The 13,945-nt window shown below is 66.8% G+C and carries 13 protein-coding genes; 10 read left to right on the forward strand and 3 right to left on the reverse strand.

Features of this window, described 5'->3' with window-relative positions:
- Positions 1-5 precede the first annotated feature (5 nt).
- The 8 genes from K9F62_02785 to K9F62_02820 all read left to right on the forward strand — a co-directional run bounded on the left by K9F62_02785 (position 6) and on the right by K9F62_02820 (position 6,874).
- Positions 6-395, forward strand: coding sequence for a HEPN domain-containing protein (locus K9F62_02785; GenBank protein UJX41644.1), 390 nt, complete (start codon positions 6-8; stop codon positions 393-395).
- 27 nt (positions 396-422) lie between these two features.
- Positions 423-1,433, forward strand: a complete 1,011-nt coding sequence (gene trpD / locus K9F62_02790; protein UJX41645.1) for an anthranilate phosphoribosyltransferase — start codon at positions 423-425, stop codon at positions 1,431-1,433.
- Entirely contained in the window at positions 1,426-2,196 is a 771-nt protein-coding gene (locus K9F62_02795) for an indole-3-glycerol-phosphate synthase (GenBank protein UJX41646.1), read from the forward strand. Before trpD ends, K9F62_02795 begins: the two co-directional genes overlap by 8 nt.
- Position 2,197: 1 nt before the next feature.
- Entirely contained in the window at positions 2,198-2,824 is a 627-nt protein-coding gene (locus K9F62_02800; protein ID UJX41647.1) for a phosphoribosylanthranilate isomerase, read from the forward strand.
- A gap of 227 nt (positions 2,825-3,051) precedes the next feature.
- A complete protein-coding gene (trpB, locus tag K9F62_02805) occupies positions 3,052-4,236 on the forward strand; it encodes a tryptophan synthase subunit beta (GenBank protein ID UJX41648.1) in 1,185 nt (394 codons plus the stop codon).
- On the forward strand, positions 4,233-5,003 hold the full coding sequence (trpA, locus tag K9F62_02810; GenBank protein ID UJX41649.1) for a tryptophan synthase subunit alpha: 771 nt from the start codon (positions 4,233-4,235) through the stop codon (positions 5,001-5,003). Before trpB ends, trpA begins: the two co-directional genes overlap by 4 nt.
- A 103-nt stretch (positions 5,004-5,106) precedes the next feature.
- Complete coding sequence (locus K9F62_02815; GenBank protein ID UJX41650.1) at positions 5,107-5,718, forward strand: LysE family translocator; 612 nt, start codon at positions 5,107-5,109, stop codon at positions 5,716-5,718.
- Between the two features lie 58 nt (positions 5,719-5,776).
- Complete coding sequence (locus K9F62_02820) at positions 5,777-6,874, forward strand: hybrid sensor histidine kinase/response regulator (protein ID UJX41651.1); 1,098 nt, start codon at positions 5,777-5,779, stop codon at positions 6,872-6,874.
- Here the strand turns inward: K9F62_02820 and K9F62_02825 are convergent.
- Complete coding sequence (locus tag K9F62_02825; protein ID UJX41652.1) at positions 6,849-7,262, reverse strand: response regulator; 414 nt, start codon at positions 7,260-7,262, stop codon at positions 6,849-6,851. The genes K9F62_02820 and K9F62_02825 overlap by 26 nt on opposite strands.
- 81 nt (positions 7,263-7,343) lie before the next feature.
- Positions 7,344-8,000: a phosphate signaling complex protein PhoU gene (gene phoU, locus K9F62_02830; GenBank protein UJX41653.1), complete on the reverse strand. Its 657-nt coding sequence runs from the start codon at positions 7,998-8,000 to the stop codon at positions 7,344-7,346.
- 249 nt (positions 8,001-8,249) lie between these two features.
- Between phoU and K9F62_02835 the strand changes: the two genes are divergently transcribed.
- Both K9F62_02835 and K9F62_02840 read left to right on the forward strand, forming a co-directional pair.
- Positions 8,250-9,638 carry an MFS transporter gene (locus K9F62_02835; protein ID UJX41654.1) on the forward strand — a complete coding sequence of 463 codons (1,389 nt, stop codon included), beginning with the start codon at positions 8,250-8,252 and terminating at the stop codon, positions 9,636-9,638.
- 236 nt (positions 9,639-9,874) lie between these two features.
- Positions 9,875-12,391: a response regulator gene (locus K9F62_02840; GenBank protein ID UJX41655.1), complete on the forward strand. Its 2,517-nt coding sequence runs from the start codon at positions 9,875-9,877 to the stop codon at positions 12,389-12,391.
- 82 nt (positions 12,392-12,473) lie between these two features.
- Here the strand turns inward: K9F62_02840 and pyk are convergent, their stop codons facing one another.
- Complete coding sequence (gene pyk / locus K9F62_02845) at positions 12,474-13,901, reverse strand: pyruvate kinase (protein ID UJX41656.1); 1,428 nt, start codon at positions 13,899-13,901, stop codon at positions 12,474-12,476.
- Positions 13,902-13,945 lie beyond the last annotated feature (44 nt).

Below are 13,945 nucleotides of genomic sequence, written 5' to 3' on the forward strand. Positions count from 1 at the left end.
TGCTTGTGAACACCGTCCCCGTTCTGCTCGACAAGGCCAAGGACAGCCTGCACGGCGCGCGTTTGCTCGCCGCCGAGGGTCTCTTCGACTGCGCCATGAGCCGGACGTTCTTCAGCATGCATTACGTGGCCGAGGCGTTTCTGCTGACCGTCAGGCTTGACGTGAACGACCCGCGCGACGTCATCGCCGCCTTCGGCCAGCGCTTCGCCTACCCGAGCGAACTGCCGCCCGTCTTCCACCGCTGGCTGGTCGAGGCCGAGCACCTGCGCAACCGCGCCGATTTCGAAACCAACCTCTGCCTGACCCCCGAAGTCGTGGCCGAACAGCTCGACCGGGCCAGGGCGTTTCTCAACATGGCCCGCGAGGAATTGGAAGCAGCCACCGCCCCGCGTTAACCGCCCACGCAGCAAAGGAGCAGCACCGTGGAAAAACATGTCGAATGCCTGGAACTTCTCGCCATCGGCAAGGACCTGCCCCAGGAACTGGCCACCTACGCCTTCCGGGCCATGTACACCGGCGAGATGCCGGCGTCGTGCGTGGGCGCGTTCCTGATGGGGCTCAAGACCAAGGGCGAATCCGCCGTGGAGATCGCGGCCGGCGTCACCGCCGCCCTGGAAGAGGCCCGCATCGTCGCGGGACTCACCGGAGCGCGCATCGACACCTGCGGCACCGGCGGCGACAACACCTGCTCGTTTAACTGCTCCACCGCCGTGGCGCTCTACCTCGCCGCCCTGGGCCACAAGGTGGTCAAGCACGGCAACCGCGCCGTCTCCAGCTCCTGCGGCAGCGCCGACGCCGTGGAATCCCTGGGATTCACCCTGGTGGTCGAACCCGAACTGGTCGCGGCCGAACTCGACAAGCACAACTTCGTCTTTCTCTTCGCCCCCAACTACCATCCGGCCTTCAAGCGCATCGGCCCCATCCGCAAGGAGCTCGGCGTGCGTTCGCTTTTCAACCTCATGGGCCCCCTGCTCAACCCCGCCCGCCCCACCCACCAACTCCTCGGCGTGCCCACCTCCCGCCACGTGCGGCTCATGGGCGAGGTGCTGGCCCTGACCGGCCTGTCCTGCGGCGCGGTGGTCCACGGGGCCGGCGGCTTCGACGAACTGACCCCCTTCGGTCCGGCCGACGTGTGCTGGCTGCGCGACGGCTGGATCAAAAGCGACCGCATCGACCCGGCCGCCCTGGGCTTCCCGACCCACAAGCCGGCCGACGTGGTGGTCTCGGGCCGCGACGAGGCCGTGGCCGTGCTGCGCGAGGTCCTGGCCGGCAAGGGCAACGCGGCCATGCGCGACATGGTGGCGCTCAACCTCGGCTGCTCCCTGCACCTGCTCGAGGACGGCCTCACCCTCAGGCAGGGCATGGACAAGGCCCGCGACGCCGTCGCTTCCGGCATCGCCGCCAAGTTCTTCGAGGACGTGCTCCATGCTTGAGAAGTTCCGGGCCGCCCAGGCCAAGGCCATAAAACGCCTCAAGGACCTCGAGGCGGCCCAGCGCCTGCCCGCCAGGTATGACGGCGCGCGACCGTCCTTTTCCGACGCCCTGCTCGCCGCCGGCCCCATCGCCGTCATCGCCGAGTACAAACGGGCCTCGCCGTCGGCGGGCGACATCAACCTGGGGCTCGCCCCGGGCGAGGTCGCGGCCATGTACGCCGCCTCCGGGGCCGCCGCCATATCGGTGCTGACCGAGGAGACCTACTTCAAGGGCTCCGTCGACTATCTGGAGCCCATCAGCGCCGCCGGGCTGCCCATGCTGCGCAAGGACTTCCTGCTCCATCCGCTCCAGGTGGTGGAAACCGCCGCCACCAAGGCCTCGGCCCTGCTTTTGATCGTACGCATGCTGACCGACGCGGAACTGGCCGAGATGCTGCGCCTGACCTACGACGCCGGCCTCGAGGCCGTGGTCGAGGTCTTCGACGAGGCCGATCTGGCTCGGGCCGAATCCGCCGGAGCGCACATCATCCAGGTCAACAGCCGCGACCTGGACACGCTCAAAACCAACCTGGACGTGGCCCGGCGCATGGCCGCCCTGAAACGCCCGGGCCGCATCTGGATCGCCGCCAGCGGCATCGCCAGCCGCGCCGACGTGCTCGGCATGGCCGCCATCGGCTACAACGCCGTGCTCGTCGGCACCTCCATCATGAGTGAACCCGATCCCGGCCAGGCCCTGGCCGCGCTTGCCGGAAAGGCGGACTGATATGGCCGGACTACTGGTAAAAATCTGCGGCATGACCCGCCCCGAGGACGTCCTCGGCTGCGCCGAAGCCGGGGCCGACCTGCTCGGGTTCATCTTCGCCGCCAAGAGCCCGCGTCGCGTCACGCCCGCGCAGGCCGCCGCCCTGCCCCGCACCACGGCCAGGCGCGTCGGCGTGTTCGTCGAACAGAGCCTCGACGAGGTGCTGCGCATCATGGACGAGGCCGAGCTCGACTTCGCCCAGCTCCACGGCGACCAGGACGCGGCGTTCTGCCGCGCTGTGGGGCCGGAGCGCGTCATCCGCGCCTTCTGGCCGAAAAAACACCCGGACACGGCCACCCTCGTCGCCGCCATGGAATCCTTCACCGGCGCGATCCGCTACGCGCTCCTCGACGCCGGCACCTCCGGCGGCGGCCACGGCGTGTCCCTCGACTTCGCCTCCCTGGCCGAATTTTCCCCGCCCATGCCCTGGCTCCTGGCCGGAGGCCTGGGACCCGACAACATCACCGAGGCCCTGGCCCAGGCCAAACCCCACGGCCTGGACCTCAACTCCGGCGTGGAATCCTCCCCGGGGCTCAAGGACCTCGCAAAAGTCCGGAGGTCCCTTTGGTCCGTGAAAGGGAGAGGATAAGAACCGGGGCGCTGCCCCGGACCCCGCCGGGAGGCCATGGGCCCCCCGGTCCCCCCTTCCCGCCGGTCGCTGTTTTCCCTGGCGGTTTCCGCCAGGGAAAACAGCGACCGGCAACAAGGAAGAACGAGAGGAACCACGCGCACCACGCGGAGTCCGTTAAAAGTTTTTGAAGGGGTCCAGGGGAAACTTTTTTCAAAAAGTTTCCCCTGGCCGCCGGAGGCATAACAATGCGTAAAGCGTACTTTGGAGACTTCGGGGGACAGTTTGTCCCCGAACTGCTCATGCCGCCGCTTCTGGAGCTGGAAGAGGCCATGAAGACCATCGTGCCAAGCGAGAAGTTCCAGAAGGAACTCGGCGCGCTGCTGACCGATTACGTAGGCCGGCCCTCGCCGCTGTACCGCTGCCCCAACCTGTCCAGGGAGCTGGGGTTCGATCTGTGGCTTAAAAGGGAAGATCTGAACCATACCGGCGCGCACAAGATCAACAACACCATGGGCCAGGGGCTGCTCACGAAATACATGGGCAAGCAGGTGCTTCTGGCCGAGACCGGGGCCGGCCAGCACGGCGTGGCCACGGCCACGGCCGCCGCCATGTTGGGCCTTGGCTGCATCGTCTACATGGGGGCCGAGGACGTTTCCCGCCAGTCCCACAACGTCAAGCGCATGAAGCTCCTTGGCGCGGAGGTCGTGCCCATCGAGTCCGGCACCAAGACGCTCAAGGACGCCATCAACGCGGCGCTGCGCTACTGGATCGCCGAGCAGCGCACCACGCACTACTGCTTCGGCACGGCGGCCGGGCCCCATCCATTCCCCACGCTGGTGCGCGACTTCCAGGCCATCATTTCCAAGGAAGCGCGGGCCCAGTGTTTGGAGAAGATGGGCCGGCTGCCGGACTACGTGGTCGCCTGCGTGGGCGGCGGTTCCAACGCCATCGGCATGTTCCACCACTTCGAACCGGACGCGTCGGTCAAACTCATCGGCGTGGAAGCCGCCGGCACGGGCGAACCGGGCTGCTACAACTCCGCGCCCATAAACTTGGGCACGCCGGGGGTGCTCCACGGCATGCACTCCATGCTCCTGCAAACCAGGGAAGGCCAGATCCTGCCCTCCCATTCCGTTTCCGCCGGCCTGGACTATCCCGGCGTCGGCCCCGAGCATGCCCATCTGGCCGCCACCGGCCGGGTGCACTACGGCATGGCCGTGGATACCGAGGCGCTCAATGCCTTCGAGGTCCTGTGCCATCGGGAAGGCATCATCCCGGCGCTTGAAAGCTCCCATGCCGTAGGCTGGGTGCTGACCCACGCCGCCGAGATTCCGAAAGGGTCGCAGGTGGTGGTGTGCCTGTCCGGCCGGGGCGACAAGGACCTCGGCATCATCGAAGCCTACGAAAAAAAGGCGGGAGGCCGCGCATGAGCCAGTCCATCCTTACCACTCGCATCATGGAGGCGCTGGCGGCCGGACGCAAGGCGCTGATTCCGTTTCTGCCCGGCGGATTTCCGGACAAGGAACGGTTTTTCGACGAACTCGACGCGCTGGATGCCGGCGGCGCGGACATCATCGAGATCGGCGTGCCCTTTTCCGATCCCGTTGCCGACGGACCGGTGGTGGAAAAGGCGTCCCTCGATTGCCTGTTAAACGGCACCTGCCTGTCCTGGATCCTCCACGAACTCGAGCGCCGCAAGGGCCGCTACAAGGCGGGACTGGTGCTCATGGGCTACTACAATCCCTTTCTCCAGTACGGCCTGGAAAACCTTGCCGAGGATGCGGCGGCGGCCGGGGTTGCGGGATTCGTCGTCCCGGACCTGCCCCTGGAGGAAGCCGGGCCCATGGCCGAGACCCTGGGGAAACACGACCTGGACCTGATCCCGCTGGTCGGGCTCAACACGTCCGAGGAGCGGCTTGCCGCCTACGCGGCCCATGCCAGGGGATTCGTCTACTTCGTCTCCGTGCTCGGCACCACGGGCATGCGCGAGACGCTGCCGGCCGAAATCGCCGAGCACCTCGCCTCGGTGCGGCGCATCTTCGACGTGCCCGTGGCCCTCGGCTTCGGCATCAAATCCCCGGAACAGCTCATCCCCTTCGGCGACAGCATCGACGCCGTGGTCTTCGGCTCGGCGCTGATCGCCCACATCGAGACCGGCGGCACGGCCGCCGAATTCATGCAGCGCTGGCGCAGCTGACCGCGAATGATACGGGCGGCCGGCTCCGGACGGGACCGGCCCAACGGTCCCCGGCCGGCAATGCGACCCGGCCGGGCGGCCAAACCCGTCGCGGGAAGCCGCCATGCACCTTCAAAACTACGCCGCCTACCTGACCGCCCTGACCGCCAGCATGCTGACGCCGGGCCCGGCCATGTTGCAGGCCCTGACCCTCGGCATGCGCCACGGCTGCCGGCCTGTCGTTTTCGTGGCCCTGGGCAACGTCTGCGCCACCCTCACCCAGATCGTCATCGCCCTGTACGGACTTTCGCTGCTCGGGCGCGAGCCATGGCTGCTTCGCGCGGCAAGCCTTGCCGGCGCGGCCTACATCGCCTGGCTGGGGTTGGCCTTGTGGCGGGCCGGCGCCCGCGACATCGCCCCGGACGGCGCCTGTGTCCGGCCGCCGCTTGTTTCCCTCGCCCTGCAAGGCGCGGGCGTGGCTGCGGTCAATCCCAAGGCCTGGGGATTTCTCGGGGCGCTGTTGCCGCCCTTTGCCGCCGCCGGCATGCCGGCCGTGGCCGACATCGCGCTTCTGGCCGCGCCCATCTGCCTGCTCGCCTTTGGCGGCATGCTGGCCTACGCCCGGTTCGGGGCCTTCCTGGCCAGGGCGCTGGCCTCGCCGTGCGCGGCAAGACGCTTTTTCCGTGTCGTGGCCGCAACGCTTTGGGCCTGCGCCGGCTACTTCGTGTTCGGATAGGGCTGGTTCCCGCCGGGCGATTGGGCTATAGCGGACGAAACCGACAAGGATGCCATCCATGCCCCAATGCGCCAAGGTGCTTTTCGTCGACGACGACCAGGCCGTGCTCGACGGCGTGCGGCGGGGGCTTTGTCGCGCCTACGACGTGGCCACGGCCCTCGGCCCCATGGAGGGGCTGCGGACCCTTGACGAGGGCGGCCCCTTCGCCGTGGTCGTCTCGGACCTGCGCATGCCGGGCATGGACGGGGTGACCTTCCTGCGAAAAGTCCATGAGGTCGCCCCGGAGGCCGTCCTCATCATGCTGACCGGCCACGGCGATCTGACCGCGGCCATGGCCGCGGTCAACGAAGGCCACATCTTCCGCTTTCTGACCAAACCCTGCCCAACCCCCAACCTGTCGCGCGCCCTGAACGCGGCGCTGGACCATTACCGGCTGGCGGCCACGGAAAAGGAACTGCTGCGGGTGACCCTGGAAAACGCCCGGCTCAAGGAGGATGTGGAACGTATCATGCGCCATGACCTCAAATCGCCGCTGTCGGCCATCATCAGCCTGCCCCAGGTCATGCGCATGGCCGACAACCTCGACGACGACCAGCGCGACATGCTCGCCCTCATCGAGGAGTCCGGCTACCTGATCCTGTCCATGGTCAACCTGTCCACGGCGCTCTACAAGATGGAACGGGACCAGTACGTGCTCGAACCGACGGACGTGAACCTGGTTCCCATCATCGAAAAAAACTTCGGCTTCTATGTCGATACGGCCCAACGGCGCGGCCTGACCCTCTCCCTGACCGTCGACGGCGCGCCGGTCCCGCCGGGAAGCGGCTTCACGGTGCGCGGGGAGGAGCTCTTATGCTTCTCCATGCTGGCCAACCTCATAACCAATGCGGTGGAGGCCTCGCCGAAGGGCGGCACGATCTCCGTGGACCTCGGCCGCACAGGGGACATGGCCCACATCGCCATCGCCAACGCCGGCCCGGTGCCCGAATGCGTACGCGGCTGTTTTTTCGACAAGTACGCCACCGCCGGCAAGGCCAAGGGCACCGGGCTCGGCACCTACTCGGCCAAGCGCATCGCCCTGGCCCACGGCGGCAACATCGCCATGGAAACCGACGACGTGGGCACGCGCGTCACGGTGCGCCTCCCGGTCGCCTGACCCTGGGCGAGCTCCAGGCCTCCCGAATCTTTCTGGCCAGCACGTCCGGGGTAAACGGCTTGACCACGTAATTGGTCACGCCGGCGCCGATGGCCGTGACGACATGCTCCTCGTTGGCCTCGGCCGTGATCATGACCACGGGCAGTTTGGCAAAGCGTTCGCTCCTGCGGATACGTTCGAGCAGCGCGAGCCCGGACATGCGCGGCATGTTCCAGTCGAGCAGCACGAGGTCCACCGGATTGTTGTTGATGATCTCCCACGCCCCTTCCCCGTCCTCGGCATAATTGAGGTTCTTGAAGCCGAGTTGGCGCAGGATGTAGGCGATGGTCTTGCGCATGGGCTGCTGATCGTCGACGATCAGGATGGCGATGGCCAGGGGGATGTCCACGAGGCGGCTCCTTCGGGCGCACACGCGCCACGGCACCTCACTATAGGACAAAGCCGCCGCAAAAACCAAGGGGAAGAAAGGCTAATCGCAACGATGGCGGCTGCACGCGCCCTCGCGGATAAACACCACCGATTCCGCGATGTTGGTGCACTGGTCGCACACGCGCTTGAGCCCATGGGCAATGAAGCAGAACTGTACGGCGCGTTCCACCGGCCGGGCCACGTCGCGCATGTACTCCGTCATCTCCTTGAGAATGGCCACGTTGAGGTCCAGGACTTCCTCGGATTCCTCGCACAGCCGGCGGGCGATCTCCATGTCGAGCTCGGAGAAGCACACGGCCGTGCGGGCCAGGTAATCCCGCGTGGTCTCGGCCAGTTCCTCCAGCCGCACGGGCGGCGCGATGGGGTCGCGGCCGGCCAGCAGCAGGCTGCGCTTGGCAATGCCCACCGCCTGGTCGCCGATGCGTTCCGCGTCGCCGACGACGCGCATGCAGGCGACGATGTAGCGCAGGTCCCGGGCCACGGGCTGGTGCAAGGCGAGCAGGCGCAGGATTTCCGCATCCAGGGCGCATTCCCGGGCATCGATGGCCGCGTCGCCTTCGATGACGGCCCCGGCCGCAGCCGCTTCGCGGTCGAACACCGCGTGCAGGGCCTTTTCGACGGCGGCCTGGGCCATATGGAAAATCGTCAGCGTATCTGTCTTCAACTTCTCCAGATCAGCCTCGATAATCCGTTCCACGACATCCCTCCCAAACCTGACTTGGCGGCATTGCGACAAGAAAGCGTATACTGCCGCAACAAGGCTGGCAAGAGCGCCGCCAAATCGTCACAGAACTCCCTCGATTTTCCCGCCCGCAGTCAAGGATACCCACAGGGTACTTAGCATCTTTTTGGTTGCCTCTTGTTTTTTTGTCCGTACCGGCCGAAATTCCCGGCGAGGCCCTTCCCTTCGAAAACTCCGCCCGACCGCGTTGCAAAGGATATTCGCATGACGTCCCCGAAAGCCGGCTCCCCGGCCATGGTCCTTGTCACTGTCTGCATCGCCCAGTTCATGGCCCCCTTCATGCTCACGGCCGTGGGCGTGGCCCTGCCGTCCCTCGGCCGCGACCTCGGCGCCACGGCCATGCAGCTCGGACTCATCGAACAGCTCTACGTCGTGTCCCTGGCCATGGGCATGCTCGCCTTCGGGCGCTGGGGCGACATCATCGGCCAGCGCCGGGTGCTCCTGCCGGGTCTGGCCCTTTTCACCGCCCTGACCTGCTCCCTGGGGTTCACCGAATCCGTGCACATGATCATGGTCCAGCGCTTTTTCCAGGGACTCGGGGCCTGCATGGTGCTGTCCGGGTCCCTGGCCCTGGTGGCGGCGGCCTATCCGCCGGAGCTTCGCGGCCGCAAGATCGGCATCGTCTCGGCCTGCACCTACGCCGGGCTGTCGCTCGGCCCGGTGCTCGGCGGCTACGTCACCGGCCACTTCGGCTGGCGCTACGTGTTCCTCATGCCCGTGCCCATCGGGCTCGCCGCCACGGGCATGTGCCTTTTCGGCATGAAGGAGGCGCCGCGAAACGCCTTTGGCGAGCGCATGGACTGGCGCGGCGGCATCTTCTACGCCGTCAGCGTCGCCTTTCTCATGCTCGGCGCGGCCCATGCCAAGGAACTTCCCCTCGGCCCGGCCATGATCGCGGTCGGCGTGCTGGGGCTGGCCGTCTTCCTTCGCCTGCAGGCGCGCACCAAAAGCGCGCTCCTCGACATCAACCTCCTGACCAGAAACCGCTTTTTCACGCTGAGCTGCCTGGCCGCCCTCGGCAACTACGCCGCCACCTTCGGCATCACCTTCATGATGAGCCTGTACCTGCAGTACGCCAAGGGCCTGCCGCCGCGCCTGGCCGGGCTGGTGCTGTTGTCCCAGCCGGTGCTCCAGGTGGTCGCCTCGCCCATCGCCGGCCGGCTGACCGAGCGCTTCGCCGCGGCGACGCTCGCCACCGTGGGCATGCTGGTCAGTTCCGCCGGCCTGTTCGCCACGGCCGCGACCATCGGCCCGGACACGCCGCTGTGGCTTCTGGTCACGGAGCTGGCGGTCATCGGCGCGGGGTTCGGCATCTTCATCACCCCCAATTCCACGGCCATCATGGGCAGCGTGCAAAAGCGCCAATTCGGCTTGGCCTCGGGCATGATCGCCGCCATGCGCACGTTCGGCATGGCCGTGTCCATGACCAGCGTGACGCTCATTTTCTCGCTGCTCATGGGCGACGCCATCATCACCGCCGACACGCTGCCGGCCTTTCTGTCCAGCATGCGGGTGGGGCTGGTCGCCTTTGCCGTGTTCTCGTGCCTGGGGGTGATCCTGTCGTTTTGGCGGGGGAAAAAGAGCCTGCGCTAGCGGTCGCCCTGCCATATGCCGCGACGCCGGCGCGAGCCGGCCTCGGGAGCGGGTCCCTGACGTATGCGGCCGTTGACAACGCCGCCGTCCCCGGGCATGTGTATGCTTGCGTTTTCTCCCGATATGCACGCGAATTCCGTAACTATGTTGACGGCCGGGAGCGCTTCGAAAACAACCGTTTTATCCTGTAGAGCCCGAGGGCGTCCTCGCTGTCTTCAGGGCGATGTCGAGGAACCATGCGGCCAGCAGAGCCGGACGCCCATACGACGAAATCCAGCGCGTCGATCCTATGGCCGGGGGTCTTGCTGTCCCTCGCCTTGAGCATCGGCTGCGCCGTCGGGCTCTACGCCCTGCGCCTTGGCGAGCTGCGCGAGGCGCACAAGGACTTGGCCCGCCTGTCCCTGGTCCTGGCCGGCCAGACCGGGTTGGCCTTTCAGGAAATCGACTTCGTCCTGACGGATACGCGAACGCTCCTGACGCCCGAACGGCTTGCCTCGCCGCCAACGGACGCGGCCCTGCACCGGTTGCTGCACGACCGCTTCCGCGGCCTGCTGCAGGGGCAGGCGCTGTTGCTGTTCGGTCCGGACGGCACGATGCTCGCCCACTCGCGCGTTTTCCCCACCCCGCCTGTCCGCGTCGGCGATCGGGACTACTTCCAGGCCCAAAAACACGCCACAACGGATGCCCTGTTCATTTCCGCGCCGCTGCGAAACCGGGTCAACAACAACTGGATGATCAGCCTCGCCCGGCGTCTGACCACCCCGGACGGCGGTTTCGCCGGCGTCCTCATGGCCGCCGTGGAAATGCGGTACTTCACGCATCTCTACCGTGCCCTCGAATTGCCCCCCAGCGCCCGCATCGCCCTGCAACGCTCCGACGGCACCCTGCTTGCAACCTATCCCTTCGACGACACCCTGCTCGGCCGCGTCGAACCGCCCTGTCGCGACGGTTCCGGACGCATCAGCGCCGGCAGCCCCGTTCCCGGCCTGCCCATGTCGGTATGCCTGTCGCTGCCCCTGTCCACGGTGCTGCGGCGATGGCACGGGCTGGCCTGGATGATCGGCTTGGGGACCCTGGCGGCGGTGGCCGGCATCGGCGTCCTGACCGGGGCGCTGGCCATCCGGGTCCGGCGCGACCGGCTGGCGGCGAGGCAACAGCAACGCCGGCTTGAAGAGCTGGTCGCCCTGCGCACGGCCGACCTCCAGCAACTGCTGGCATTTAACGAAACCATCCTGGAGACGTCCCCGGTCGGCATCGGGGTCTATCACCAAAACGGGCAATGCATCTCGGTCAACGACAGCTTCAGCCGGATTACCGGCGGCGACAAGGAAGCCCTCCAGAGCCTCAACTTCCGCCATCTGGACTCCTGGCGGGACGCCGGGATGCTGGAACACGCCGTTGCGACCCTCGAGACCGGCGCGCCATCGCACCTGGAATGCCGGATGGTCACGTCGTTCGGCAAAGACGTCTGGATCGAATGTCATTTCGTCCGGTTCGTGCGCGACGGGATCGACCATCTGCTGTTGCTGCTCGCCGACATCTCGGAGCGCAAGCAGGCCGAGGCCGCGCTGCTCAACGCCAAACGCGTGGCCGAAGCCGCCAATGTCGCCAAGTCGGAATTCCTGGCCAACATGAGCCACGAAATCCGCACGCCGTTAAACGGCGTCCTGGGCATGCTCCAGCTCATGCGCACGACCTCCCTCGACGCGGAGCAGGACGAATACCTCTCCGCCGCCATCATCTCCACCCAGCGCCTGACGAGCCTGCTCTCCGACATCCTCGACCTTTCCCGGATCGAGGCGGGCAAGCTGACGCTCCAGGAAGCGGATTTCAAGGTGGCCGACCTCAAGGCCTCCATCCTGGAAGTGTTTTCGCTGGTGGCCAGAAACAAGGGCCTGCGCCTGGAATTTTCCACCGACGCCGCCATGCCGGCGCGACTGGCCGGCGATGAGGCGCGCATCCGGCAGATCCTGTTCAATCTGGTCGGCAACGCCCTGAAGTTCACCACGACGGGCGGCGTCGACGTGGCGGCCTTCGCCCTGCCCCCCAGCGCCGACGGGCGGCTGCCCGTGGTCTTTTCCGTGCGGGATACGGGCGTCGGCATCCCCGACGCGCGCCTGAGGGATATCGTCGAACCCTTTGTCCAGGGACAAAACGCGCCCTATGCCCTGCGGGAGGGCGCCGGGCTCGGGCTTTCCATCGTGCGCCGGCTGGTGCGGATGATGGACGGCGAACTGGCCATCGACAACCGGGAAGGCGACGGTACGACGATCTATTGCGCCCTGCCGTTGCGCGCGGCGCAAAAGGGCGCGCCGGACGAAGCGCCGCCGCCCCGCGCGCAAGCGGATTCCACGAATCGCGTGCGGATACTCCTGGCCGAGGACGAGGCCATAAACCGCCTTGCCGCCCAGAAGATGCTGGAAAAGGCGGGCTATGCGGTGACGCCGGCCGGAAGCGGGGAGGAAATCCTGCGGCTTTTGGCCGAACGGCCCTTCGACTGCATCCTGATGGATATCCGCATGCCCGGGAAAAACGGCCTGGAAGTCACCCGGGAAATCCGGCAGTCCCCCGGGCTCGGCCCCATGGCCGCCATCCCCATCATCGCGGTGACGGCCTACGCCATGAGCGGCGACCGGGAGAAGTTCCTGGAGGCGGGCATGGACGGCTACGTCTCCAAGCCCATCGACATCGCCCATCTCATGGAGGAGCTTGAGCGGATCATGGCCGACCGGGAGAGGCCGGAAAGAAACTGACGCCGCCCCCCGGCGCAGGGTCCGCCGTAAGCGGAAACCCTGCCCGGGCGGACGCCGGACCGTCCCGCGACGGCCCGGAGCGTTACTTGTAGTAGATCTTGATCTCGTTGGTGCCGGGGGTGTCGTTGCCGGGCGTGGGACGTCCGGCGGTGATCACCACCGGATCGCCGGGATTGATGTCCGGACAGTTCTGCACGAAGGCCTCCACCCGGGCCATGTGGTCGCCGCTGGTCGCCTCCAGCAGGCGCGGCCGCACGCCCCAGGCGAAGTTGAGGAAGTGCATCACCCGGGAATCCGGCGTCACGCCGAAAATCTGCTGGCGCGGCCGCCGGCTCGAGGTCAGCCTGGCGTTGGTGCCGCTGACCGTGTGGCAGACGATGGCCTTGCCTTCCATGTTGTCCGCGATCAGGCAGGCCGAATAGGCCACGAACTTGCGCGGATTCTTCTCCCGCTTGGGCGCATAGGGCGAGGGGATGCGTTCCAGGTAGTAATCCAGGGCATTGTCCGAAATCTGCCGCATCACCTTGACCGTCTCCACCACATGGTCGCCCACGGCCGTCTCTTCCGACAGCATCACGCAATCGGCCCCGTCCAGGATGGCGTTGGCCACGTCCGTGGACTCGGCCCGGGTCGGGATGGGGTTTTTGACCATGGACAGCAGCATCTGGGTGGCCACGATGACCGGCCGCTGGGCATGGCGGCAGGCCCGGATGATCTTTTTCTGCAGGATCGGCAGCTCCGGAATGGGGCATTCGAGGCCCAGGTCGCCGCGCGCCACCATGACCGCGTCGGTGATCTTCAAAATCTCGTCGAGGTTTTCCACCGCGTTCTGGCGTTCGAGCTTGGACACCACCGGCACCCACACGCCGTGCTTTTTTATCTCCTCCTTGGTCATGACCACATCGGCGGCGTTTTGCACGAACGAGATGGCCAGCGCGTCGACGCCCACGTCGATGCCCTCGTGCAGGTCCTTGACGTCCTTGGCGGTCAGCGCCGGCAAGGCGTGGTGCTTGCCCGGAAAGGCGATGCCCTTGTTCGAGGAGAGCAGCCCGGCGTTCTGGGCCTCCATGGCGTAGAGCCGGTCGGCCTTGACCTCCCGGGTGACGCGGAACTGGAGCAGCCCGTCGCTCAGGTTGACCGGCATGCCGACCCGCAGGCCGGCCAGCAGCGCCGGCACGTCGAGGGACACGAACACACGATCGTCGCGAGCCGGATCGGGCCGCTCGTCGGGCAGCCCGAGCAGCAGGCTTTCGCCCTTGTTGACGCTGCGCGGCGAATCCGCCACCTCGCCGATGCGGGTCTTGGGGCCGCACAGGTCGCCGAGGGCCGTCAGCGGAATGCCGAACTCGCTTTCGAGGGTGCGGATATTCTTGATGATGGGCTCGAAGTAGGCGGCATCGGCATGGGAAAAGTTGAGACGGAAAATGCGGACCCCGTAACGCACCATCTCGCGCATGGTATCGAGCGCGATGGACGCGGGACCGAGCGTGGCCACGATCTTGGTATGCATGCTTGCCTCCAGGCATGTCCGGCCCGCTTTCCCCGCCACAGGGC

Origin of the sequence: Desulfovibrio sp. JY (assembly GCA_021730285.1) — a bacterium.
In the GTDB taxonomy this organism is placed as follows: domain Bacteria; phylum Desulfobacterota; class Desulfovibrionia; order Desulfovibrionales; family Desulfovibrionaceae; genus Solidesulfovibrio.

What these genes read in the sequence shown, in the direction of transcription:
- K9F62_02820 (UJX41651.1), top strand. Translation starts at nt 5,777, where the DNA reads ATGCCCCAATGCGCCAAGGTGCTTTTCGTCGACGACGACCAGGCCGTG.
- pyk (UJX41656.1), bottom strand. Translation starts at nt 13,901, where the DNA reads ATGCATACCAAGATCGTGGCCACGCTCGGTCCCGCGTCCATCGCGCTC.
- K9F62_02795 (UJX41646.1), top strand. Translation starts at nt 1,426, where the DNA reads ATGCTTGAGAAGTTCCGGGCCGCCCAGGCCAAGGCCATAAAACGCCTC.
- trpB (UJX41648.1), top strand. Translation starts at nt 3,052, where the DNA reads ATGCGTAAAGCGTACTTTGGAGACTTCGGGGGACAGTTTGTCCCCGAA.
- K9F62_02840 (UJX41655.1), top strand. Translation starts at nt 9,875, where the DNA reads ATGCGGCCAGCAGAGCCGGACGCCCATACGACGAAATCCAGCGCGTCG.
- K9F62_02835 (UJX41654.1), top strand. Translation starts at nt 8,250, where the DNA reads ATGACGTCCCCGAAAGCCGGCTCCCCGGCCATGGTCCTTGTCACTGTC.
- K9F62_02800 (UJX41647.1), top strand. Translation starts at nt 2,198, where the DNA reads ATGGCCGGACTACTGGTAAAAATCTGCGGCATGACCCGCCCCGAGGAC.
- K9F62_02815 (UJX41650.1), top strand. Translation starts at nt 5,107, where the DNA reads ATGCACCTTCAAAACTACGCCGCCTACCTGACCGCCCTGACCGCCAGC.
- trpA (UJX41649.1), top strand. Translation starts at nt 4,233, where the DNA reads ATGAGCCAGTCCATCCTTACCACTCGCATCATGGAGGCGCTGGCGGCC.